A 23,954-nucleotide genomic window follows, 5' to 3' on the forward strand; every position below is an offset into this window, starting at 1 on the left:
ATAGGATGCTGATCCAGGGCGGCGGGTGTTCACCTCGGTCGCATAGCGATGGGGCGCGTCGATTCGCGTCGCAAGCGCTCCAATGATGTAAGAAAACGCCTCGCCTGCTCTACAGCGGAGGCGAAGTTATTATCGTCAACAGCCGCAAAGGTCGAAGCGAGGCTCTCTGTCTCGCTAACAAGTTCAGCAAGGGGCAGTGAGCTTCCGGCGGCGTCATGCAAAGACGCTATTTCCAGAACGCTCGTGAGCTCGCATACCAATTTGTCGATGATTGCCCGCCGGTAAACTCTTTTAGGGGATATGGGAGTGCTGTCGGCAGCGAGTGGGTCGACGTTGTTTGAATTTGTCATATTTGAAGCAGCTTTCCGGGACTGAAATGGCTAGCGCTCTGAGCATTAAGAGAACGCCCAGAAGCCCGAAACTATGACGCCCAAAAACATAATGAGGACGATGATCCTTTCTGCTCGGGCACTCATCATAGGCTCCTTGCAGTTCCGGTCATCTCGATCGACCAACATAAAGAACGCGCATGTCCCGCCCTTCTCCCGATACCAATGAACGATAGGAGTTGGGGGCCGGAATTCTGAAAGTCGTCGATCAGCATGTTTCGATACCCGTGAGCCAATTTCCTGTCTCGGCTCCCGCCGAGGCAAAGCAGCGTCGGCAGTTTCCCATTCTTCTACCTCAAGCGGCTCTCGAGCTGTCGCTGGCACGGCCCAAAAGCGTGTGGATTGCCTTGAGGACCTCAGCTTGTGAGCCGAAAGAGTGTCCGTCCAGATCGTGCACATGGAACTTCACGGCAATAAAGCGCAGGCGCCCCTCGTCCGGCACAACTATGCCGACTGGCAATCCCCGATATTCGATAACCTGCTTTGACATGTCGCTCTTTCGTCGCTGCTCGATCGCATAATCTAGTATATGATAGACTATATCCGCGCGGGCCAGGCTTGGCGTGGTCCGCCTTGCTGAATATCGAGTGCTACGAGGAAAAATGTTTTCCTTTAAATTGCAGTAGGAGAGATTGAAGGTAGCGCGGGGCGATCGTGGTACGACCGCCCCAATGATGATCTCATTTTACAGGACGGATGTTCATTGCCAACGTATCCTCGTCAGACCGGGGAACGATAGTGAGTTTCTTGCTGAGGCCCCACGCGGTGATAACCGAAGTGATGCCCAAGTTTGGTCGGTCCGAAGCGACCAGCGCGTTTGCGTCCTTGAGCTGTTGCTCGCGCTTCTTAGGGTCCATCTCGACGCCTGCCGCCGCGATCAGTTTGTCCAGGGCTGGATTTGAGTAGCCGCGATTGTTGTAAGCGCCGAGCTTTGTCTTGGGATCAAAGGTATGAACCAGTGACGAAAGCGTGTAGTTCGATTCACCGGTCAACGTGCCCCAACCGGACATCGTAAACGAGTAGTCGCCGCGGGTGTTTGCGGGGAAGAAGACGGCACCGGGAACTGCGTTGGCGACCGCGTTGATGTTGATGGCAGACAACATTTGGACGATCGTTGTTCCGACATCCTTATCGCCCGGCAGGCGATCGTTGGTGAAGCTGAAGGTAACCTTGAAGCCGTCAGGGTAGCCGGCCTCCGCCAGGAGCCCCTTTGCTTTCGCAACATCCGGCTCAGGGACCTTGATATCCGGATTGTATCCAAAGATATTCGGCGTCACCAGCTGTGACTGAGGGGTGCCCAGCCCTTCCATTGCAACCTCGGCAAGGGCAACACGATCAATCGACAAATCGATGGCCTCGCGGACCTTCGGATCCTGGAACGGGTTTTTTGGAAGTGGCGTGCCGTCGTTGGCGGTAATCTGCGCCGGCTTATCCCTGAAATCGAACGAGAGGTTGAACCGATACACACTGTTCTGCTTGACGATCGAGACATTGGGATCGGTTTCCAGTGTCGGGACGTCAGATGAGGGAACACGCGAGATCAAATCGACTTGGCCGGCTTTGAGCTGGGCTACACGGGCAGCATCGTTTGGAAGCTCCTTGCGGACAACCTTTTCCCAAGGCTCCTTTCCACCCCAATAGCCGTCGAAGCGCTGCAGGACGAGTTCTTCTTTGGGAGTCCAGGACACGAACTTGTAGGGGCCTGTACCGATTGCTGCTTTGCCTGAATTGAAAGCGGCTGACGATTCCTCCGGCGTATTGAGCCCCTTGGCCGCATTGTGTGAGACGATGAATAGGCGGATGAAATCGTTCGGCAGAGTAGGAGCTGGTCCGGTCGTCTTTACGCGAATTGTGTGATCATCGATGATCTCGGTGCTCGCTACGCGACGCACGTAAATCGTCGGCGGATTGGGACCGGCAACGTGAGGAATTCGTTCGATCGAGAACTTGACATCCTCCGCGGTAAAATCCGATCCGTCGTGAAACTTCACACCCTTACGAAGTTTGAATTCCCAGGTCGTGTCATCAATCGCTGCCCAGCTTTCCGCAAGGCCGGGTTCAAGCTCCAAGTTGTTTCCCGACTTAATGAGCGTATCGAAAATGTGCTTCATCGCTTCGGCGTGCGTGCCGGCCGATGTAAAGTCCGGATCGATTGATAGCGGGCCTGCACGGACGCCGATCGTCAGATCGTCAGCAAGTGCAGGGAAAGATATCCCACCTATCAGGATCGCCGCTAATGCAAGCGTTTTGGTATTCCGTTGAATAATCATTCTTCATTTTCCTCTGATGAAATGTCCGTTGACCAGTTTGGTGAATCGACGACGACCTTGCAGAGCAATTCGGAGAGCATCAGCTTTTCAGCGGCCGTGAGGCCGGCAAGCATTTCCTGCTCTCTTTCGATTTGCGGCTGCATGCATTCGTCGACAATGCGCTTCCCTTCGTCCGTAAGGTAGAGGACGAAGCTTCTGAGGTCGGCGGGATCGATTTCCCGCCGAACTATGTCTTTGTCGAGCAGCTTTTGAATCGCACGGCTGATCGTATTTTTGGGAAAACCGGAAGAGGTACACACCGCGCTAGCGGTCAATCCATCTTTGAGTCCGAGCGCGTAGATGACGACGAATTCAGCTCGTTGCATCCCGAACTTCTTCTCGATCCAGCGATAGATCGGAACATTGAAATTCAGCGCCAAGAAATTGATCCGGAAGGAGAACCAGCAAGGATTGTTCCAAAGTTTGGCCGCCACGAGTTCGTCGACATTTGCCTCGTTGAAGCGCTGCCTCCCTCCCTCCCGCAGTAGCGCCGAGAAAGCTTCAGTATCAGCCATTGACAACCCTCGCCCTTTACTTCGCTCCTGGTGTTTCGTCCCGCATGGAACTTGACTGTGGAGTTTTTGGCTGTCAATGTCTTTTTTTAGTTCCGTACGGGACTTTATTTGATCTTTCATCGCCACAAAACGCAGCCACTAAAATCCAGCCGCTTGGTAGGTTTTTCTTCCTGACCAAGCGGGTACGCAGCGCAGAAAATGCTACGCAGGAGACGGTATTGAGAATTGCTGATATGAACTGGATGATGGTTGAGGCGCGTGTTGTGACCGACGACCGTTGTATTCTTCCGATAGGAAGCGTCGAGCAGCATGCTTATTTGAGCCTCTGCGTTGACATGATCCTCGCGGAAAAAGTCGCGGTTGACGCGGCAGCTCCGCTTGGCGTTCCGGTCTTCCCTGTTCTTCCATATGGATTGGCGTCATCGTTCGCCGCGTTTCCTGGAACACTCTCTTTGAGCCTTTCAACCTACGTCGGCGTCATCCGTGATCTGCTCGATAGCATCCACCGCTCGGGCTTTCGAAGAGTTTTTGTGGTCAACGGGCACGGAGGCAATTCGCCGGCAGCAACGGTTATCTCGGAGTGGCTGAATGACAACCCAGAGACCTCCGTCAAATTTCACGACTGGTGGCGGGCCCCGAGGACTTGGGCAAAGGTTATGGCTACAGACCCCGACGCATCGCACGCATCCTGGATGGAGAACTTCCCGTGGACACGACTGGCGGGAGTGGAGCAACCATCGCACGCCAAGCCTCTTGTCGACCTTGCGCGATTTGCACGGGTTGATGCTCGTCACAAGCGCGAGATGATCGCGGACGGAAACTATCACGGGCGCTTCGAGCGCCCGGATCATGAAATGCTAGCGATTTGGGATGTCGCAGTTGCCGAGACGCGTGAAATGATCGAGCAAGACTGGGACTAACGCCCTCACTAAGCGTGGAAATATTTATGACTGGTTTCATACTTCAACGCCTGGTCCAGGCTGCAATCGTGATTGTCGCAATGTCTATGCTTGTGTTTGCCGGCATATATGCGATTGGCAACCCGATCGATGTCCTGATCTCGCCGGATGTCACACAGGACATCCGCGCCGCCATCATTACCCAGTATGGCTTCGACCAGCCGCTCTGGCGGCAATATCTGAGCTTCGCCATGAGGCTTCTTCACGGCGATTTTGGCAATTCCTTCGTCTACAACATGCCGGTTTCGCAGCTGATTATCTCTCGCGTCCCAGCCACTCTCGAGCTCACTCTGTCTGCCGTGCTTTTTGCCAGCCTCATCGGCATTCCACTTGGCATGTACGCGGGATATCGCTCACAGAGCAGCATCGCGAAAACGATCATGGGGCTTTCAATCCTGGGCTTTTCCGTACCGACTTTCTGGTTTGGGTTGATGCTGATCATGACGTTCGCTGTCCAATGCGGATGCATGCCGGCCGGCGGACGGGGTGCAACCGCGACTTTTCTCGGTACCCAATGGAGCTTCTTAACTCTTGACGGCCTGTCGCATCTGGCGATGCCGGCGCTGAACCTGGCATTATTCAAGTTTTCCCTGATGATCCGTCTGGCGCGTGCGGGAACACGCGAAGTGATGGTCAGTGACACCGTCAAATTCGCTCGCGCCGCAGGACTTGCTGAGTTCACCATCCTACGTCACCATGTTTTGCGCCTCATCGCAATTCCGCTGGTTACGGTTTTCGGGCTCGAACTTGCCTCTACGCTAGCCTTTGCCGTTGTGACTGAAACCATCTTTTCCTGGCCGGGCCTGGGCAAACTAATAATCGACAGCATCACGTCGCTCGACCGTCCCGTCATGGTTGCTTATCTGATGTTCGTCGCTCTCCTTTTCATTGTTATAAACCTCGCGGTGGATTTCGCATATCTCGCGTTGGATCCGAGACTGCGGACAGGACGCTCTTCCTAATGTCAAACGACACCTTTCTTCGACAGTTCTGGCGCGACTTCTCGAGAACTCGCATCCCGGTTATAGCTGCTCTCATTGTGCTTCTCATTGTCCTGCTGGCGGTCTTTGCTCCATTGTTGACGCCGCAGAATCCTTATGATCTTTCCCATCTTGTGCTTCGTGATGCTCGCAGGCCACCGGGCTACATCGGAACCGGGGGATATGTTCACTGGCTTGGCACTGACGCGCAGGGCCGCGACCTCTTCTCGGCGATTGCCTATGGATTGCGCATTTCACTGTTGATGGGCGTTGTTGCGACCGGGACAGCACTGGTCATCGGCGCGATTGCAGGCTGCGGCGCAGCTTACATGGGAGGGCGACTGGAAACCGTCATTATGCGGTTTGTCGACCTTCAGCTCTCTTTTCCCGCGATGCTGCTTGCCTTCGTCATCGCCGCGGTACTTGGCCAGGGGCAATACCAGCTGATCCTAGCCCTTATCTTTGCCCAGTACGCCTATTTTGCCCGAACCGCGCACGGAGCTGCGGCTGCGGAACGCCGGAAAGACTACATCGAAGCCGCACTTTCGATCCCGCTGAGTTCATGGCGGGTGCTCAGTCGCCATATCCTCCCCAATGCCATCCCGCCGCTTATCGTCGTCGCAACGGTACAGGTCGCGAGCGCCATTTCGCTTGAGGCGACCCTCTCCTTTCTCGGCGTGGGACTGCCACCGACTGAGCCGTCCCTCGGAATGCTGATCGCAAATGGGTTTCAGTATTTGCTGTCCGGACGTTACTGGATCTCGATATACCCAGGGATCGCACTTATTATTTTCATCGTTTCCCTCAATCTGTTGGGGGACCAGATTCGCGATCAGCTCAATCCAAGGCTCCAACGATGACGGCACCGCTTCTAGAAGTACGGAACCTCAAAACAAGCTTTGAGACGTCTCGCCGCCTCGTGAAGGCCGTTGATGGGATATCCTTCGATGTACATGCAGGCGAAATCGTCGGCCTCGTAGGTGAATCGGGGTCGGGAAAGAGCATCACCGGCTTTTCGATCATAGGGCTTCTTGACGAACCCGGTCGGATTGTTGAGGGCTCGATCAAATTCGATGGCCGTGAACTGGTTGGCCTTCCCTGGCACGAACTCAGGGCTATCCGGGGAAAAACCATTTCCATGGTCTTCCAAGACCCTCTGATGACACTCAATCCAGTTCTCACGATTGGAGCGCAGATTGGACTGGCGCTTGCCGCACACGGTCGGGTATCGGCATCTGACGCTCGACGGCGCGCGATCGAGGCACTTGCACTGGTCAAGATCCCGGAACCAGAGCAAAAGGTCGACTTCTATCCTCACCAATTGTCAGGCGGAATGCGCCAACGCGTAGCAATCGCAATCGCGGTTTTGCATAAGCCGAGGCTCATTATCGCGGATGAACCGACGACGGCCCTTGATGTGTCGGTCCAAGCCGAGATACTGCGCGAGGTGAAAGAGCTCGTTGCAAAGCTTGGAACCGCTTTGATCTGGATAAGCCACGACTTGGCAACAGTCTCGGAAATCTCGCGACGCATCATGGTCATGCAGACTGGTAAGATCGTGGAAACGGGCAGCACGATAGAAGTGTTGACGGCTCCTCGCCACCCATACACCAAACGACTTCTCAACTCTTTGCCGTCGCGAGCAGTTCCGGGCGAGTACCTCGCCCGTGATATCGGTGTTGAGGACGAAGCGCCGCCCACCGCTCCAATTAAAAAAAATGCTACAATTCCTCTCGGTGGTCCATTTCTAGTCATTGATAGCGTCAGCAAACGGTTTGAGAGCAGGGTTGGGCTAATCCGGTCGCTTGGGATTCGAACGGGTCTTGCATCGCCGCCGGCTGACGTTCAGGCTGTCGATGCCGTGAGCCTTGTGCTCAATCGAGGCGAGGTACTTGGGCTCGTTGGGGAGTCGGGCAGCGGAAAGTCGACCTTAGGAAGGATGGCAGCGGGAATTCATGTTCCGACGTCTGGAAGTGTGAGACTTGCTGGGAAGAGCTTGATGAGCAACGGCAGAACTCCGCGAAAGATCACGACGTCGGTTCAGACGATCTTTCAGGACCCGTTTTCGTCCTTGAACGGACGGATGAAGGTTGGCGACGCTATCGCGGAAGGACCGCTGGCCCACGGATTGATCAGCAATGCACACGCCAGCGACTATGTCGCGAAATGGCTATCAGCGGTGGGTCTCGATCCAACATTCGCCGATCGCTACCCCCATCAGTTCTCAGGGGGGCAGAGGCAGCGGGTCGCCATAGCCCGCGCTCTGGCAATGCAGCCCGATGTGGTTGTCTGCGACGAACCTGTCGCATCCCTGGATGTTTCTATTCAAGCTCAGATCATCAATCTGCTGATACGCCTGCGCAGAGAACTGGACCTTTCACTCATTTTTATCTCGCACGATCTAGCCGTCGTGCGACACCTGTGCGACCGAGTTGCGGTCATGTTCAAGGGTGAAATCGTTGAGGAGGGATTGACCAATGATATCTACCGGCAGCCGCGTCATGAATATACGCAGCGATTGCTGGCCGCGGTTCCTGAGCTTCCGGTTGCTCACGACCGCTAAGAAAGTTTCGATAAGCAATGATAGGCCGTGGGAACCTGCACCTTTTCCGAAAGGGCCACAGGTCTGATCGCGAACCGGACCGAACTGACCTCGGATGCCATCCTTGCCTGGCCGAAGGATAACAAGGTCGAGTGGCACTACATCGCGCCGGGAAGTCCGATGCAAAATGGCTATGTCGAGAGTTTCAACGGCCGCATGCGCGACGAGCTGCTCAACGAGAGCCTGTTCTTTGGGCTCGATCATGCCCGCAGCGCCATTGCAGAATGGGCCGACGATTATAGCAATTCCCGGCCGCACTCATCGCTCGGATACCAAACCCCGGCGGACGATGCCGGGATCATCGCCGCAACCGGCTTCAACGCTTTGCAATATGGAAGCTTCGCGTTTCCGCCGGTTGCGTCCATCACGCCTTTTAGCTTATCAAAAACTGCCGAAACTCTAATCGCAGCAGGATGAAACGTCAGTGGCAGGTCACAGCTCATGGCCTTAATGGCCGGAATGGATTGGAAGAAGATCCGCCGGGCAGATTTTGATCTTCGCGTAACCTTCCACGGGAAAACGATGATCATTTAGACAGAGGATGGGGTTCCAGATCGAGCCCCCAAGCTATCGGTTGCCAGCATTCGGAAATCGCTGGACAAGGCGGCGGAGCGAAGTCTTTTGTAGCCTAACAGCTGAACACAAGCTCCGGCAGAACCGCCTCCCAGGTATCACGGCGAAGGTGTACTCGAAACTCTTCGAGATTGTCATACCTGCACCAGCGCACGATTGCACCCACCTCGCCGCGGAAGAAGTTGAGCCCATCAGGTGGCGACCAGCTTTTGGCCATTCGTCCGACAACTTGTCCCCGAGCATCTTGTATTATCCAGGTGAGGCCATGGCGCACGATCTGAAGTGGGTCTCCTACCTTCGCCGCCGAGATCGCGGCCAGCGAGGGATCACCGGGCGCGAGACGACCAGCCCACGACAGGTCCACTGTCTTGAGGTTTGGCACCTGATATTGTTCGTCGGGAAAATCAGTTCCATCGGAGATTGCAGGCGCGGCACGGCGGAGCACATGCTCTTTGCTTTCCGGTACAAATGGATGCTGTCCTTCGGAAATAACTGCAAGGCTACGACGCGCCCTGGTCATGGCGACATAAAAGAGGCGGCGTGGCGCATCGGGATCCTCACCCTTAGAAGGCCTATCCCAACCGCCATTCAGAATAACGACATCGTCGAACTCCAGCCCTTTCGATCGATGCGCGGTCAGCAGCAATAGTCCACGCTGATCGCTGCGTGCATCACGAGCCCACTCGGCGAACCACTCGACAATGTCTGGCACAGGCATAGTTTTGTTTGCGAGTTCCTTCGTCAGCGCGGCGATGCCTTCGGCGATCAGCTCCGTCCAGCGGTTGGCCGGTATAGCGTTCAGGACCGTCAACAGATCGCGAATTCCCAAGAGAAGAGTAGTATCGCGCCGTATTGCGTCGATGAACTGCTGCATTTCGCGCAGACGCCAAATGCTGGGCAGGCTCTCGTTTGCCATCTCTACCGGAATACCCAGTTTCTCCGCATAAGCACGTACCGGCGCCAATCGCCGCCAGTCACGAGCGATCACTGCGGCACGCGACCAACTCCAGTCTGGATCAAGGCGCGACAGTCGTATCAGTTCGTCTATTGCGGTCATTGCTTGAGCGATTTCGCTTGATGGGCAGTCTAAAACCTGAACCCGCCCATGTGCGACCGGGTCAACCCCCGCCAACTCGCCACCGGGTGGTTCCTTGCTGCGTTTGCGATCAATCGCTATGTCATGACCGGTTTTCATACGGGCCGCGGCTGGCGCGATGACTGCATTGGCCGCCGCAATGATGTGTCCAGTGGAGACAACAACAGCGGCTTGGTGATAGGTTACCAGGGAAAGAGCGATGCCAGTTCGTACATGGTTTCGACGAATGTTGCGTTCGCACCCCGTCAGATTAATTCGGTTTAGCGAGCAATTCCTTGCGACAAATCATGGGATACGATAGTTATTCGGTCGGGCCTGGCCCACGAGATCGCCTTTGCGGTCGCCCAAGAGCCTCGATGGAAACGTCGGAGGCTTTTGAGTTTTTAGGCCTTCCGTTCGACATTCTCAAAGCAGCTATGTTTGGATCCGAGCATCGGCCGCTCGTCTTCCTTGATATGCCAGTTGTGCCATCGGCGAAGTCTCTGCCTAGTCTTGAACTCGTCAGGTGCCCACAAACGTAGGTTTTAAATGGGCGGACAGAGCGTGTCCCCTGATACCAGGTAAAGGTGCTGTCGAAAGCGAGCGCAAGAACATGCCTGGCAGCATTATTAAATTTAGTATCCACCACACGTTCCGTGACGGCTAGCTAACGATCGAGCATCTCGAGGAAGCGCTGAAGTTCCCCACTCGGCATGTTTACAATGTGGCCATCTTCCGGATAGGCAGCCGAATTGACGTCGGCGACGTATTCTTGGAAGGCGGCGATCCTCTCGGCTTGCAGCCGCTCAAACTCCGCAGAAAAATTGCGATAGACCTTGGAATGGCGAGGGACCCGGCCCTTGGTCTGACCGAGAATGTCGTCTGCAAAAAGGTACTGGGCGTCGCATCCAGCGCCGGCGCCCATCGAGAGCATAATGAGCGGGGTGCGTTGAGATATGGCGGTTGCCACTTCGACCGGAACAACCTCGATTTCCGCTCCGATGGCACCTGCAGCCTCCAGCTGACGCACGGCATTGAAGACGTCCATTGCCTGTACGGCAGTCTTTCCTACCGCCTTGAAGCCGCCAGTCCAGGTGGCGCGTGACGGAATGAGCCCGACATGGCCTATCACTGGAATCGCCTCGTCGGCCATGCGCTTAACAGTCGCAAGGCTCGCGCTGCAATAGACCGCGTCGGCACTGGCTTTGTAGACGCGAAACGCCCATCGCACGAAATCATCGGCGGTTCCGATTTCGAAGAAATTGTCGCCCGGCATGGTGAAGAGGTTCGGCGCTGCATCACGGTAACGCGGATCACAGATGAGCTCCGGCGGAACGGAAACAATATCGATGCCTGCCCTGTCGGCGGCTTCGGCTTCCTCTAGCGTCAAGACGCGCAGCATAGTAAGCTGCCGCTTACCTTTCATTGATCGCAGATCTGCAACAGTCGGTCGTGTCTGACGCATGGTAGCCTCTTTTATCCGTCGATGTTTCTGTCAGCCGATCATCATCCAGACGGTGTCGGCTTCCGTCTTGATCGGGAACGTCTTTAGGTTGACGCAGACCGGGGCGCCCTTGGCTTCACCTGTCTTGTAATTGAAGCGCCCGTTGTGTTTGGGGCACTCGATGATGTCACCCATTACCAGGCCGTCAGCGAGATGGACCTTCTCATGAGTGCAAAGTCCCGCTGTTGCAAAGTACTCGTCGTCCTCGGAGCGGTAGATGGCGAACGTCTGGCCGTCGTGATCAAACCGGATGAGATCTTCGGCTTCGATGTCGTCGACCTTGCACACTTCAATCCACATTATGGTTCACTTCCTTATTCCGCAGCGCTCGTCGCACCGTCTAGATGATGAAATTCGTCCTTGTAGGGCCGCGCCGTCGGAGGCAGTTCGCGCTTGAGGAAGTAATCCTCATTTCGCAGCTGCCGGATCAATACCGGGAAAACTTCCCTGTAGGCGTGCCACATCGAAGGGTTGGGTTCGGGTAGATCGTGCTTGATCAGGGCATGCAGTCGCGGCAAAGCGTGGAATGGCACCATCGGAAACATATGATGTTCGACATGATAGTTCATGTTCCAGTAGATGAACCGGCTGATCGGGTTCATGTAGACGGTGCGCGTGTTCAGCCTGTGGTCGATGACGTTGTCGGCAAGCCCAATATGTTGCAGCAGCCCGGTCAACACCATGTGCCAGCAGCCATAAAGACGCGGTAGTCCAATGAGCATCAAAGGCAGGAACGAGCCAATGAGCAGGCTAAGAGCGATCGCTGCAACGTAAATCGCAATGTGAATGCGGGCAGCAAAAACGACCTTCGGCCATTCGCTTTCCGGCACGAATGTCTTTTCTTCTGGTGTCACTGTCCCGAGGCTGTTTCGAATAAGTGCGATCATCGAGTAGCAGGCATCGAGAATACCGAAGAAATTGACGATCACCCGGATCAGGTCGGGCGGGCGCATGACGGCAATTTCCGCATCGCGCCCGACAATGGTTGTATCGGTGTGATGACGCGCATGGCTCCAACGCCAGGTCACCGGATTGCGCATCAGCATGAAGCTTGCGATCTGGTAGATGACATCGTTCATCCAACGGGTCTTAAAGGCGGTACCATGGCCGCATTCATGCCAGCGCGAGTCCGATGACGATCCGTAAAGAACACCGTAGACGAACAGGAAGGGAATGCAGAACCAGGTTGGCCAAAAATAGATCGCGCCCGCTGCCGAGACAGCGAATGCAGCGAACCAGATAAGCGTGTCGCGAATGGCCGGTAGATCGGAGCGTTGCATTAGCTCCTTCATGGTTTTTCGCGGTACGTCTGTATGATACCAGTCCGCCGAGGCCAGCCCGATCTCGATTGCTCGCTTCGTGCTTTCTCCGACAAGACTGTAATCGCGCTTCATCATGATCTTTTCTTGCTGTTTATCTGTCATTGCGACATCACCTCGACCAGGCGCTCGACGCGGCGTTGGCGGGCCGCGCAAGCTTGGGAAAAACATTGGATGGCTCTGGGAACTCATCGTCCGGGGCTGCTGCAAGGGAGGTAATCCTGTGGGCTGCATCATCGAATGCGCCTGCACCGTCGAGTATCCGGAAGGTCAGGTCGTACGCTCGCTCGTCACCATGCGAGAGCCAGAGAATTTCTCCACGCTCTCGCGCAAAATTTTCTCCGCGCACGTGATTGGTCGAAGGCTCGATGCCAAGGGCGTACTGGCCGGCCTGGAAGTTTTGCCAGACGTAAGCGCAGGGAAGTTGCTCCTTGATTGTCTCGATCTCCAAACCCAGCTTCAATCGATCATTGAGGACGGCGACAGGCACACGTCCAGCTTCGTCTGCGGTCATGGAGTGCTGCCAGACCTGTTCACGAAATTGGGGCTGCGGGGCGACAGCTGTTCGATACCCGGCATCCTGTCTGCGAAGATCTTTCCCCGCATGCGACGCCCAGACCACGTCTTCGATTGGCGCCAGGTACCGTGTGCCGGCATCAAGCAACGGATAGCTGACATTGATGTGGTAGAAGAGCATGTGAGGCGTTGGCATGAAACCTTGGTTGATAACCCGGTCGGTCACCCTGATTTCGTTACCGCCGACGTCGGCTTCTATCCTGCGAACGAGATGCAGATTTTCTCCAAACACGGCTGCCTGCTGGACGACGCCTTCAGCCCACAGGACACAACGGTTATCGATCCAACGTTCACCATAGCCGACCAGGCGGGCTGGGATATTGCCGATCCGGCCATGGAGCGAGTGGTGAATGGTTCGCTTGCCCGGATAATTGAAGTGGTCAGCAGGGACTTCTTCCGGGCCAAGAATATGATCTAGGCCGCAGGTGACCAGCAATCCTGAAAATGACCGCGCCCATGCCAGCCCCCCCTCACCCTCGTACTCATGGAGGGCCGGGTTTCTAAATCCCGTTGGCGAATTCCAGGCAATGCCAAGCCCCTTGTAGTCACAGTCACCGATGTCCATCGCCCGATCGACGAGGACTGTGAAGCGCAATCCGCTTCCCGTGCGAAAGTCGAGCATACGCACACCGCGCTCGACGCCGTCGGAAAGCGTCATCAATCTGACGCCGGCGACCTGCGAGAGGCAACCCGCCCGCTCGGCAAGTTGGCGTTGAGTTAGCGTGTGACCGAACAGTTCTACCATGGTCGATCCACCCTCAATGTAGCGCCGCTTCGCCCGCAAAGGCCGATTTGTCGACGCCCATGATAAGGCTTTCCACCGTCAGGAGATCCGTCTGGGCAACGCTCATCTCGGCCACCACCTCACCGCGCCGCATGACGACAATCCGATCGGCCACCTGGAAGACGTGATGGATATTGTGTGTGATGAACAGGACGGAATGGCCCGCTTGACGCATGTCTTTTACGAAACGCAATACGCCGTGCGTTTCTTCGACGCCCAGATTGTTGGTGGGCTCGTCGAGGATGATGACCTTTGCGGCGAATTGCATGGCGCGCGAAATGGCGATGGACTGTCTTTCGCCTCCAGACAGTGTGTTGACGGCTGCATCAGCATCAAGTTTCTTGGAGATGCCGACCCGCTTCAAGAGTGTGGATGCGGCTTCGCGCAGTCTTGCGAAATCCATCGGGGCGAAGACGCCAAGAAAGGAAAGTGTCGTCGGTTCGCGGCCTAAGAACAGGTTGCGCGCGATACTCAGGTCTGGCGCAAGCGAGGTATCTTGGTGGATTGTCTCGATCCCGAGATCCATGGCGTCCCGGGGCGACTTCACCGACACCTTGTGGCCACCGACAAAGATGTTGCCGCCGTCGGCGGGGTGGATGCCGGAAATGGCCTTGATCAGGGTCGACTTGCCGGCGCCATTGTCGCCGAGCAGCGCAACGACTTCGCCCTCGTTCAATGTGAAAGAGGCGTTGCGCAAGGCGCGAACATTGCCAAAGGACTTTTGCAGGTTTTCCAGTCGAAGGACTTCCACCATTTCAGCTCCTTGCGACCGTCTTTTGCAGCAGCGCGTGCAAGACGAGCATGACGAGGATGATGCCGCCGACAAAAATGTTGTATGCAAGGCCAGGCACGCCGATCAACACAATGCCATTGCGGATGGCGCGCAGCATCACGACGCCGACCACTGTCCCAAGGATGGTGCCACGCCCGCCGGTCAGTGCGGTGCCGCCGACAACGACCATCGCAATGACCTCCAGCTCGTAGCCGGTTCCCGCAACCGGTGACGCAGCTGAGATGCGAAAGGCACTGATCATGCCTGCGAGGCCCGCCAGGACAGACGTCAGGATGAACAGCCAGATTTTGACGCTGTCAGCCGGCACGCCACGGGCAATTGCAGCATTGCGGTTTGAGCCGATGGCCGAGATCCAGTTGCCAAGTTTCGAAAAGCGCAACACGTAGGTCGCAGCCAGGGCAAGCGCTATGAACCACAAGAGTGATACATAGAGCCGGAAGGGTCCGATGGCAAAATCACCGGCGAGAAGCGTCACGAAGATGCCAGGTTGGTCCCATGACTTCAGGGGAAAGCCCTGGGTGATGTAAAGCGCGATACCGCGGACGATCAGCAGCATCGACAGCGTCACGAGGAAGGACGAAATCCTGACCTTGGTGACGATCAGCCCGTTGATTGCGCCGACGAGGACGCAGAGCAAGAGGCCGGCAAGAAGCGAGAACCCGATACCCCAATCTGCATTTTGTACGAGCAGGGTCACGAGAACAGGGGCAAGTGCGAAGACGGCACCCACTGAGAGATCGAACTCGCCTGCCGTCAGCAATAACGTCATTGCCAGAGCAATGATGCCAAGTTCGGGCAGGAAGGCCAGCATGTTGGACAGGTTGAGAGGCGACAGAAAGTTTCCGTCGGCAATCGCAAAGGCCACCAGCACCACGATGAGAATGATGAGCGAGGCAATTTCAGGGGACCGGCCGATAACAGGCAGTCCCCTTGCCCTGGTTGTCGTCACTGATGTCAGCATCGTCATGTTACGCGCTCGCAATCGCCAGACTGTCTTTGTGCCTGCAGCTCACTTCTTGTCGTAGAGCTTGAGGATCGGGTCGACGCTAGTGGCGTCGTAGAGGCTGAACGTATGGATATCGTAGCCGATTGGTTCGCCCGAAGCCGCCAGTGACAGGAGCGAGACGGGCATGAAGCCTTGGGCAGATGGAAACTGCCAGGCGGCGGCGTTGACATAGCCGGCCTTGACCGCTTCGGCCGTTGCCTTCGAATTGCCCCAGCCTACGACCGGGACTTTGCCAGGTGCTAGGCCCGCACTATCAAAGACCTGCTTGACGCTTGCAGCAACCGAATCCCCTAGCGCGATGATAGCTGGTGGATTGTTTGCGAGCATGTAGTCGCTCATCTTCGCGATGATGCCGGCTGGATCTGTGCCGCAATCGACGACATCGTACTGGATGCCAAGCGGATCGAAGACGCTGGCGATGCCTTCCGTTTCCAACTGCTGGTAGCTAGCGCCGGGGACCTCGACGGGAAGGAAGACCTTGTCGCCCTTCTTGACTGCTTTCTTGTCGACCAGGTACTGGGCCCACATCACGCCGGCCGCCTTTAGATCGGCGCCGACATAGGCCTGGCGGTTGGTCGATGTGTCGTCGGTGTTGAAGAAGACGACGGGAATATTGGCCGCACGTGCGTCCTTGACCTCTCCGGTCCACAGGCCCGGCTGCGCCGATGTCGTGGCTATACCGTCGGCCTTGGCGGCAATCGCAGAGCGAAACGCCTCCTTTTGAGAGGCCATGTCGCCACCGCTGAACGAGATCTTGCAAGTGACCTTCAACTGGTCGCACGCCTTTTGGGCACCGGCGTTCCAGTCGAGCCAGAAGGCGTCTGACGGACCGCCGTGCGAAAGCAGGTAGAAAGTCTTCTGGCTGTCGGCCGCCTGCACTGCAGGGCCTGTGAGCGTAAGCGCAATGCCAGCGGCAATGGCGAGCGTGGTGTTAAATCTCATGACCAATCCTCCCGGCCGGCCGATCTCAGGGCCGGATCGCAATCCTTCGGCTCAATCTTCGAGTGACGTTTCCTTGCAGCTTTTTCTCGCCGCTAGGGAAAGGACACCGACGCCTCCCCGCGGCGATGTCTGTTCTGAGGAATAAAGATGGTTTGAGTTCATGTCAACATCAAAACAAATCATAAAGCATCATTCAGTGAATCCGGCGTCACATCATCACTTGACAGCAGACGCTTTGTGGCCAATTGAATGGAGCATTGCATCAATTCGCATCAACATGGCCTTTCACCGAGGCCGCAGCGATCAGAAGGTCCACGGTTGCGGTCCACCATCTTAGACATTGCGCGCGAAGCCGGCGTTTCCCCGGCGACAGTCGATAGGGTTCTTAACAACCGGCCCGGCGTGAAGCTGCGCACCAAGCAGGTCGTTCTTGCGGCTGCGCAAAAGCTTGATTATTCCGCCGAGATCGACAGCGGCCCTGTCGCAGTCAACCCGGGCCGGATCAGGCTGCATTTTGCTTTGCCGGCCGGCAGCAATGCGTTCATATCGACATTTCGCCGACAGATAGAAATCCTCGCAGCAGCCCGTCCGGAGCTCGATGTTTCGGTTATGATGATCGAAGGTTTCAGCCCCGATTCACTGGCGCGCACGCTAAGAGAGCTCGAAGGCCGGACGGACGGCGTGGGCGTCATCGCGCTCGATCATCCGACTGTGCGCGAGGCGATCCGATCGCTGGCTGCAAGTGGCGTCAAGGTTGCGACCGTTGTTTCCGATATCTCGCATGTGCCCCGTACCGCCTATATCGGTATCGACAACAGAGCGGCGGGCCGCCTCGCCGGCTATCTCCTGAGCCGCTTCATCGGGGCACGTCCGAATGCCAAGGTAGCGCTTTTGGCAGGCTCGCTTTCCTATCGCGGGCACGAGGAGCGTGAGATGGGTTTCCGCCACATCCTGAAAGAGGAATTCCAGTCCATCGAGATCGTCGAGATCAGGGAGATGCTGGATGATCAGGATCGGGCATATTCGGAGGCGGCTGCCCTGTTGGAAAAACACCCGGATCTCGCTGGTATCTATAATGTCGGCGCTGGAAGCATGGGGATAGGCAAGGCTCTGAAAGACCGCAATCTTCAGTCTTCGATCGTCTTTGTCGGTCATGATGCTACCGAAGACACCAAGCCATTGCTCCTCGACGGTACCATGGACGCAGCCATTGACCAGAACCCGAGGGTCGAGGCGCGTGAAACGCTCAATATCCTTACCCATGCCGTGCGTGGCCTGCCCTATGAGGGTCATCCACCACGACTGCAGGTGATCTTCAAGGAAAACATCCCGGAATTTTGATCGCAGACGCCGGCAAATTCCGTTCGCGCACTGATGCAGCCGCGAGGCGCAGATATGGCCGTGGCATTGCCACGACCATCAACTTGTCAAAGATATCCAGGCCGAAAGCAGCGATGCGCTGCGATCTCAAGAGGTCGATTGGGTAGCGCGCGCTGCCCTCGGCGGCGCGCGCCTTGTCCTCAAAGGCCCTGTGCGCGCAGTTTCCCATCGAGGAACTTCTTGGCGCGCGGCACGTCGGGCTCATCGAGGTGTTCAATGATCATCGCGATGTTGGGGTGCTTTTGCGCTAGACGCTTGAGATAGAGGTCGTAATTCATCGAGCCGAGACCTGGCGCCGGCAGCTCAATTTCACCGACACCGCGGAATGTGTGGCTCTCGGAGGCGTTCTCGTCGCCGATATCGGCGTGCTTTTCGCTCTTGTCGTCGCCGGAGCGCTTGACGTCCTTGGCATGCCCGATCTTGATCTTGTCGGAGAGCGTGTCGAACACCTGGTTCAAGATCGCATCCATGCGGTCGATATTGTGGGTCTCGAAGTAGTTTGTCGGATCCATCAGGAGGCCGAGGCCCGGGTGGTCAACCTGCGCGAACATCCTGACAGTTTCCTCGACCGAGCCGACGACGTTGTTCACATAGGTTTCGAGCAGGAACATCGCGCCGTGATCATAGGCGTACTGCGCCAGATCAGCGACCACCTTGCGGCACTCCTCGAAGCCCTCTTCCGTCTTGTTCTTGGGATGGTGGACCCAGTCCGATTCCGTGTTGAATGTGCCCGTCTCCGAGATCACATAGGGCGTACCGAGATACTGGGCGTGACGGATGATCTCCTTGAGATAGCCAACACGACGTTCGCGCTCTGCCTTGTCGGGATGAATGATATTGGTGTAGCCGGAAATGCAGGATATCGGCAGATTGTGGTCGCGAAACGTCTCTCGGATGCGAATGCACTTTTCCTTGGTGATCTGGCCCGCAGAGACGTCGATGTCCTTGAAATGCACGTCGAGCTGGACGGTATTGAAACCAAGTGTGCGGATCTTGGCGGCGGTCTCGTCGAGACCATAGGGGAAATAGCCGGTGAATATACCTGTCTGCATCATGATTTTGTTCCTCCCTTGGAATCTATGACTGGATTGAGATTTCGGTGAGTTTGACGGCGCGGCCATTTGCCATGGACCTGTAGCCGGCCTCCACCAGCGCCATGGTCCTGACATTGTCGGCAACCGACAAGGCCGGTGCCTCGCCGCTTTTGATCGCATATTGCAACTGCTCCATCACGCCAATGAAGGCCTGTGGGAACCACATCGTATCCCAGCTTGGCGTCACCCATTTGCCGCCGGTTGCAGTTTTCGATGCGTAAGTGAGGGTCGATGGCTTGCCATGAGGCCAGCCGATCGTGCCTTGAGCGACACCGGCAGTGCCCTCCACGCGCCATTTGATGTAGTTGTCGCTATCGAACCCCTCTTCGCGTGGCCCCGCCCAGACGTCTTCCATCGACACGGCCAGCACATTGCCCGGAAACTTCATCGTCGAGACGGTGATGCCGTCTTTGTGAGCGAAGGCGGTTCTCGGGTCCACACGCGAGACGGTCGTGATTTCCTCGGGCTCACCGAGTAAGAAGCGCAGAACGTCAAGGTGGTGCACGCTCATATTGGCGAGGGTGAGCCGGTCATAACCTTCCAGAAAACCCTGCCAATGGGGGATGGCGCGCATCTCGATCGTCGCCATCACGACATCGCCGAGATCGCCGCGATCTAGGATCTGCTTGAGGACGCGCATCGACTGGTCATAGCGCATGTTCTGATTGACCGAGAGGATCTTGCCTGCCCGTGCTGCTTCGTCTCTAAGCGCAATCGCTTCTTCGAGCGAAAGTGCGAGCGGCTTTTGTGCCAGAATTGCCTTTATGTGTGGGGCCTGAAGCGCCTTGCGGATCAGGGCTGGCTGCTGGTCCGGGGGGAAGGCAAGATCGACGATGTCGACAGTCTCGTCGGCAATCAGTGCCTCGGGGGTGTCATGGACTGTCGCAATGTCCCAGCGTCTGGCCACAGCCTCTGCCTTCGACCGCGTCCGCGATGCGATGGCAACGACCGGGAAGCCGGCTTGGCGATATGCGGCGAGATGACACTCCGCCATGATCATGCCGGCCCCGATGCAGCCGATGCGATAGTCACGGGAACGGATCGGCGGATCCGGGGTGAACCCATTTGTGTCTGACATGTTTCCTCCCAATTTTCTTTTCGTTTATCGGGCCAGCGCCTCACCCGCCGGACCGAAGAAGTGCATTTTTGCCGGATCGCAACTCAATGCGACGGCGCTGTCTGGCGTAACCCGCGGCTGACCGCGCATCAGGGCCCTGAGCTTCTGGTTGCCCGTGTCGATCGTCACGACCGTATAGCCTCCAAGCGGTTCGACTTCGAACACGCGCGCGGGCTTGCCGTGACGACCATCCGACCAAGCTTCGACCTTGAGGTCCTCCGGCCTGATACCGACAGCCGTTACCGTCTTCGGCAAGGCCTCCTGCGATATTCCAATCGTTCCATGTGCAATGTGCTGGCCCCCACCAGGATTGCCATTGAGTTCGGCCGCCATGATGTTCATGACCGGCGCGCCAAGCAAGCGCGCAACGTACTCGCTGGCCGGCCTGTCATAGATTTCGACCGGGGAGCCGATCTGCCGGATCCGACCGTTTTCCATGATTGCCATCCGATCGGCGACCGACATTGCTTCTTCCTGATCGTGGGTCACATAGATCAGCGTCTGGCCGAGTTCCCCCTGGATGCGCTTCAGTTCGACGCGCGTCTCCTCGCGAAGCCTGGCATCGAGCGCAGAAATCGGGTCGTCCATTAGATAGGCGACCGGGTCGCGTACCAGTGCTCTGGCGATAGCGACGCGCTGACGCTCGCCGCCCGACAACTGTGCCGGCGGCTTGTGAAGGAGATGCGCAATGTGCAGCTTGGCCGCCACAGCCTCGACACGCGCTGCGATCTTCGTCTCGGGTACCTTGCGTTCAACCAGCGGGAAACGGACATTGTCACCGGCGCTCATGTGCGGGAAAAGCGCCAGGTTCTGAAACACCATGGCGACGTTGCGGGCGGCCGGCGAGATGTCGTTGACCGGCTTTCCACCGATCAGCACCTCTCCCTCATCGGGTCTTTCGAGCCCGAGGATGAGCTTGAGGATCGTCGATTTTCCCGAAAGCGGTGGGCCGAAGAAACAGAAGAACTCTCCGGGCCTGATGTCGAAAGACACGTTTTTGACCGCAACTGTCTTGCCGTAGGACTTGGAGACATTTCGAAAGGATATGCCGGCCATCAACGCACCTTTGGAGTTGCGGGTCGTATTGCGACGCCACTTGCGGCGTCAAAGAGCCGCACGGCGTCCGGTTCGACGACGACATGGACCACCGCTCCGGCAGACAGGCCGACATTGTTGTCGAGAACGGCCTTGACCGCGACTTGACCGCGGCCGAGATGCACGATGGTGCGCGCGCCGATGCGTTCGACGAAAGTGACCTCCATGGGAATACCGCCCTGGTCGGCAAGTGAGACGCGCTCCGGGCGAAATCCATAGATGACCTGCGTGACGCCGGCGCGCCGAGCGCCTTCGGCCACTTCGGCAAGGAGCGGTGCGCTCACGCCCAATGGACCAAGATCGATCAGCAGCCCGCGATCTGCCTGTGCGAGGGTGCCCTTTAGGCGGTTCATGCCGGGCGCTCCGATAAAATCGGCGACGAAGAGATTGATCGGATCGTCATAGACCTGAAGCGGTGTGCCAACCTGCTGAAGCACGCCGTGATCCATCACGGCGATCCGGTCGGCCATGGTCATGGCTTCCAGTTGATCGTGGGTGACGTAGACCATCGTTTGCCGGAACTGGCGCTGCAGGTGCTTGAGCTCGGTTCGCATGACGGCGCGGAATGCGGCGTCGACATTCGACAAGGGTTCGTCGAGAAGAAAGATCGCCGGCTCGACGATCGCCGAGCGGCCGATCGCCAGTCGCTGGAGAATATTCACCGACAGCTTTGCCGACGGCTGCTTCAGGAAAGGCGTCAGTTGCAGGAAATCTGCCATTGCCAAGACGCGCCGGTGTGTTTCAGCTGCAGCGACGCCGCGCACCTTCAGCCCATAGGCCAGATTGTCGTAGACGCTCATGTGGGTGAAGATCGCATAGTTCTGGAAGACGAAGCCGACGCCACGCCGGCCCATGGCCACGCCGTTCATGTCCTTGCCGTCGAAGAGGATGCGTCCTTGCGACGGGTTTTCCATGCCGGCAATCATGTTCATCGTCGTCGACTTGCCGCAACCGGATGGCCCAAGCAGCGCCATGAACTCGCCGTCGTGAACCTCGAGCTCCATTTCCTTGAGAGCGGTGAATGTCCCGAAGCGTTTGACGAGATTGTTAAGGTGAATGGTGGTCACGCAACGCGCTCCTTCCTGGCAGCGTTCATTCGCCCGATGGCGAAGGCAACGAGGATCGAAAGGACAAGGAGGATCGCAAGGGCGATGGCAGCGACATAACCCCAGATCAGATCCTGCTGCGTGACCTTGTAGATGTAGACCGAGATGGTTTCTGTCGCGACACCGGGGCCGCCGCCGGTCATGATGTAGAGCGTATCAAAGATCTTGAAGTTCTCGATGACGCGGATCGCAAGGGCGATGATGATGATCGTCTTCATCTTCGGCAATACGATCGTTCGGAAACGCTGGGCCCAGGAGGCGCCGAGCAGGGTCGCCGCACGCATTTGGTCTTCGGGAACGCCGACGAGACCCGCAAGCAGGATGAGAAACATCAGCGGCGTCCATTGCCAGATATCGGCCACCATCACCGCGATCAGTGCAGTCGTCGGGCTTGATAGCCAGGCAAGCGTGATCGGTGTTCCTGTCAATGTCGACAGGATGTTGTTGATCGGTCCGCCCGACTGAAACAGCATGAAGAACATGTAGCCCGCCACAGCCGGCACGACCATCATCGGGATCAGCATGATGGAGTAGAACAGCCGCTTTCCGACAAAGTCGTCGATAAACAGGATGGCAAGGCCGAGGCCGAGCAGGAATTCGACGGGCACGCAGATGGCCATGATCAGCGCAGTTCGCCCGAGCGCGCTCCAGAAGCGACCGTCGACGGCAAGATCGGTATAGTTTGCAAAGCTGTTCCAGGACTGCCAGGCTTGCCACCAGCCGACGCCATCGAGCGGAGACCAATCTGTCATGCTTATATAGAGCTGCATAAGCAGCGGAAAAAGCGCGATAAACAGGACGAGTACTTGCGCTGGCAGCGTCAAAAGGAGCCCCAGCTTACGTGCCTCGGGCGCAGTGTCGGATGTCTCTGGCGCTGCGATGGGCAGCTTCTTTTCGGTTGCAACGGCACTCATTGCTTGAGAGCTCCAAAGGTCAGCCCGCGAACGAGATGGCGCTGGATGGCGATCCCCATGACGACGGGCGGAACGGCGGCGATCAGGCCAAGGGCGGCCTTGGCGCCGTAGAGTTGCCCCGTCATCGAAGACGAGAGTGAAGCCATGTAGACGGGAATGGTCACCCATTCGCGCGTCGTAAGAAGCAGCGAAATGAGATAGTCAGACCAGTTCAGGATGAAGACGAAGAGCGCTGAGCTGGCAAGCGCCGGACGCATCATCGGTAGCGTGATCTTCATGAAGACCCGCATCCGAGTGCAGCCCTCGACGAGTGCTGCATCCTCAATCTCCCGCGGCATGTCGTCGAAGAACGTCTTCATCAGCCAGAATGCGAAGGGCAGCGTGACGATACCGTAGATCAGAGAAAGACCCCACCAGGTATCGATCATGCTAAAAAACGCCCACATGATCATAACCGGGATCATAACGGCCATGGGCGGAAAGAGCCGGAGCTGGATGAGCGCGAGTGGAAGGTTCTGCCCGGATCCGAAGCGCGACAGTCCGTAGGCGGCCGAGGTGCCGCACACCATGGCAATCAGGGTTCCGAAGATCGCAGACAGCAGGGACGCGACAATTGGCTTGGCGGCAGTGCGATCCAGGGCGACGATGAGGTCCGTTGTCGAGGTGCCGAAGATGAAGCGGAAATTGTCGAGCGTCGGGTTCCTTGGCCACCATGTCAGATCTGCGCCGCTGGCCGACCACTCGGCAATCGGCTTGAACGCCATAGAGGCCATCCATACGGTCGGCACGAGCGTGACTGCGAGCGCTGCAAGGATTGTGCAGTATCGGAAGATTTCAAAAGGTAGCGAACGGTTCATGACAATCACGATCGAGACAGGGTGATTGGGTGTGCGGGCATATTCGCCCGCACATCCAGCGTCTG

Annotated in this window: 22 protein-coding genes and 1 pseudogene; 6 read left to right on the plus strand and 17 right to left on the minus strand. The window is 57.0% G+C overall.

Annotated elements, in window-relative coordinates:
- Positions 1–684: 684 nt before the first annotated feature.
- The 3 genes from QTL96_RS08700 to QTL96_RS08710 all read right to left on the minus strand — a co-directional run bounded on the left by QTL96_RS08700 (position 685) and on the right by QTL96_RS08710 (position 3,213).
- Positions 685–879, minus strand: coding sequence for a hypothetical protein (locus QTL96_RS08700; RefSeq protein WP_289727446.1), 195 nt, complete (start codon positions 877–879; stop codon positions 685–687).
- Positions 880–1,069: 190 nt separating this feature from the next.
- Positions 1,070–2,659, minus strand: a complete 1,590-nt coding sequence (locus QTL96_RS08705; protein ID WP_289727447.1) for an ABC transporter substrate-binding protein — start codon at positions 2,657–2,659, stop codon at positions 1,070–1,072.
- On the minus strand, positions 2,656–3,213 hold the full coding sequence (locus QTL96_RS08710; RefSeq protein ID WP_132671166.1) for a MarR family transcriptional regulator: 558 nt from the start codon (positions 3,211–3,213) through the stop codon (positions 2,656–2,658). The genes QTL96_RS08705 and QTL96_RS08710 overlap by 4 nt, the downstream gene beginning before the upstream one ends.
- 44 nt (positions 3,214–3,257) lie before the next feature.
- Between QTL96_RS08710 and QTL96_RS08715 the strand changes: the two genes are divergently transcribed.
- The 5 genes and pseudogenes from QTL96_RS08715 to QTL96_RS08735 all read left to right on the plus strand — a co-directional run.
- A complete protein-coding gene (locus tag QTL96_RS08715) occupies positions 3,258–4,133 on the plus strand; it encodes a creatininase family protein (RefSeq protein WP_354669124.1) in 876 nt (291 codons plus the stop codon).
- A 26-nt stretch (positions 4,134–4,159) separates the two neighbouring features.
- The gene (locus tag QTL96_RS08720) at positions 4,160–5,134 is read left to right on the plus strand and encodes an ABC transporter permease (RefSeq protein ID WP_289727448.1); all 975 of its coding nucleotides are present in this window, start codon (positions 4,160–4,162) and stop codon (positions 5,132–5,134) included.
- Positions 5,134–6,012, plus strand: a complete 879-nt coding sequence (locus tag QTL96_RS08725) for an ABC transporter permease (RefSeq protein WP_289727449.1) — start codon at positions 5,134–5,136, stop codon at positions 6,010–6,012. Before QTL96_RS08720 ends, QTL96_RS08725 begins: the two co-directional genes overlap by 1 nt.
- Positions 6,009–7,715 carry an ABC transporter ATP-binding protein gene (locus QTL96_RS08730; protein ID WP_289727450.1) on the plus strand — a complete coding sequence of 569 codons (1,707 nt, stop codon included), beginning with the start codon at positions 6,009–6,011 and terminating at the stop codon, positions 7,713–7,715. The genes QTL96_RS08725 and QTL96_RS08730 overlap by 4 nt, the downstream gene beginning before the upstream one ends.
- Before the next feature lie 60 nt (positions 7,716–7,775).
- Positions 7,776–8,171: pseudogene (locus QTL96_RS08735) on the plus strand (transposase); the annotation flags it as partial.
- Positions 8,172–8,382: 211 nt separating this feature from the next.
- Here the strand turns inward: QTL96_RS08735 and QTL96_RS08740 are convergent.
- The 8 genes from QTL96_RS08740 to QTL96_RS08775 form a co-directional block, all read right to left on the minus strand.
- The gene (locus QTL96_RS08740; RefSeq protein ID WP_289727451.1) at positions 8,383–9,522 is read right to left on the minus strand and encodes a 3'-5' exonuclease; all 1,140 of its coding nucleotides are present in this window, start codon (positions 9,520–9,522) and stop codon (positions 8,383–8,385) included.
- A gap of 547 nt (positions 9,523–10,069) precedes the next feature.
- Entirely contained in the window at positions 10,070–10,867 is a 798-nt protein-coding gene (locus tag QTL96_RS08745; RefSeq protein ID WP_289727452.1) for a 3-methyl-2-oxobutanoate hydroxymethyltransferase, read from the minus strand.
- Positions 10,868–10,897: 30 nt separating this feature from the next.
- Positions 10,898–11,206 (minus strand): MocE family 2Fe-2S type ferredoxin, encoded by a 309-nt coding sequence (locus QTL96_RS08750; protein WP_112942904.1) that lies wholly within the window; start codon positions 11,204–11,206, stop codon positions 10,898–10,900.
- Between the two features lie 14 nt (positions 11,207–11,220).
- Complete coding sequence (locus QTL96_RS08755; protein ID WP_289727453.1) at positions 11,221–12,330, minus strand: fatty acid desaturase family protein; 1,110 nt, start codon at positions 12,328–12,330, stop codon at positions 11,221–11,223.
- A gap of 7 nt (positions 12,331–12,337) precedes the next feature.
- The gene (locus QTL96_RS08760) at positions 12,338–13,546 is read right to left on the minus strand and encodes an aldose 1-epimerase family protein (protein WP_289727454.1); all 1,209 of its coding nucleotides are present in this window, start codon (positions 13,544–13,546) and stop codon (positions 12,338–12,340) included.
- Positions 13,547–13,559: 13 nt separating this feature from the next.
- Positions 13,560–14,339, minus strand: coding sequence for an ATP-binding cassette domain-containing protein (locus tag QTL96_RS08765; RefSeq protein WP_289727455.1), 780 nt, complete (start codon positions 14,337–14,339; stop codon positions 13,560–13,562).
- Position 14,340: 1 nt separating this feature from the next.
- Positions 14,341–15,345, minus strand: coding sequence for an ABC transporter permease (locus QTL96_RS08770; protein ID WP_289727456.1), 1,005 nt, complete (start codon positions 15,343–15,345; stop codon positions 14,341–14,343).
- 42 nt (positions 15,346–15,387) lie between these two features.
- Positions 15,388–16,326 carry a substrate-binding domain-containing protein gene (locus tag QTL96_RS08775; RefSeq protein ID WP_112821830.1) on the minus strand — a complete coding sequence of 313 codons (939 nt, stop codon included), beginning with the start codon at positions 16,324–16,326 and terminating at the stop codon, positions 15,388–15,390.
- Positions 16,327–16,644: 318 nt separating this feature from the next.
- Here QTL96_RS08775 and QTL96_RS08780 point away from each other — a divergent pair, with 318 nt between their 5' ends.
- Positions 16,645–17,667, plus strand: a complete 1,023-nt coding sequence (locus tag QTL96_RS08780) for a LacI family DNA-binding transcriptional regulator (protein WP_289727457.1) — start codon at positions 16,645–16,647, stop codon at positions 17,665–17,667.
- Between the two features lie 179 nt (positions 17,668–17,846).
- Here the strand turns inward: QTL96_RS08780 and QTL96_RS08785 are convergent, their stop codons facing one another.
- From QTL96_RS08785 to QTL96_RS08810, 6 genes are read right to left on the minus strand one after another with little or no spacing between them, the layout of a single operon-like run.
- The gene (locus QTL96_RS08785; RefSeq protein WP_289727458.1) at positions 17,847–18,761 is read right to left on the minus strand and encodes a sugar phosphate isomerase/epimerase; all 915 of its coding nucleotides are present in this window, start codon (positions 18,759–18,761) and stop codon (positions 17,847–17,849) included.
- A gap of 22 nt (positions 18,762–18,783) precedes the next feature.
- Positions 18,784–19,878 carry a Gfo/Idh/MocA family oxidoreductase gene (locus tag QTL96_RS08790; RefSeq protein WP_289727459.1) on the minus strand — a complete coding sequence of 365 codons (1,095 nt, stop codon included), beginning with the start codon at positions 19,876–19,878 and terminating at the stop codon, positions 18,784–18,786.
- 24 nt (positions 19,879–19,902) lie between these two features.
- Complete coding sequence (locus QTL96_RS08795; protein ID WP_289727460.1) at positions 19,903–20,973, minus strand: ABC transporter ATP-binding protein; 1,071 nt, start codon at positions 20,971–20,973, stop codon at positions 19,903–19,905.
- Positions 20,973–22,079, minus strand: a complete 1,107-nt coding sequence (locus tag QTL96_RS08800; protein WP_289727461.1) for an ABC transporter ATP-binding protein — start codon at positions 22,077–22,079, stop codon at positions 20,973–20,975. Before QTL96_RS08800 ends, QTL96_RS08795 begins: the two co-directional genes overlap by 1 nt.
- On the minus strand, positions 22,076–23,032 hold the full coding sequence (locus QTL96_RS08805; protein ID WP_289727462.1) for a sugar ABC transporter permease: 957 nt from the start codon (positions 23,030–23,032) through the stop codon (positions 22,076–22,078). Before QTL96_RS08805 ends, QTL96_RS08800 begins: the two co-directional genes overlap by 4 nt.
- Entirely contained in the window at positions 23,029–23,796 is a 768-nt protein-coding gene (locus QTL96_RS08810) for a carbohydrate ABC transporter permease (RefSeq protein ID WP_289727463.1), read from the minus strand. Before QTL96_RS08810 ends, QTL96_RS08805 begins: the two co-directional genes overlap by 4 nt.
- Positions 23,797–23,954: the final 158 nt, after the last annotated feature.

It is taken from the genome of Rhizobium sp. S163 (assembly GCF_030380805.1).
In the GTDB taxonomy this organism is placed as follows: domain Bacteria; phylum Pseudomonadota; class Alphaproteobacteria; order Rhizobiales; family Rhizobiaceae; genus Rhizobium.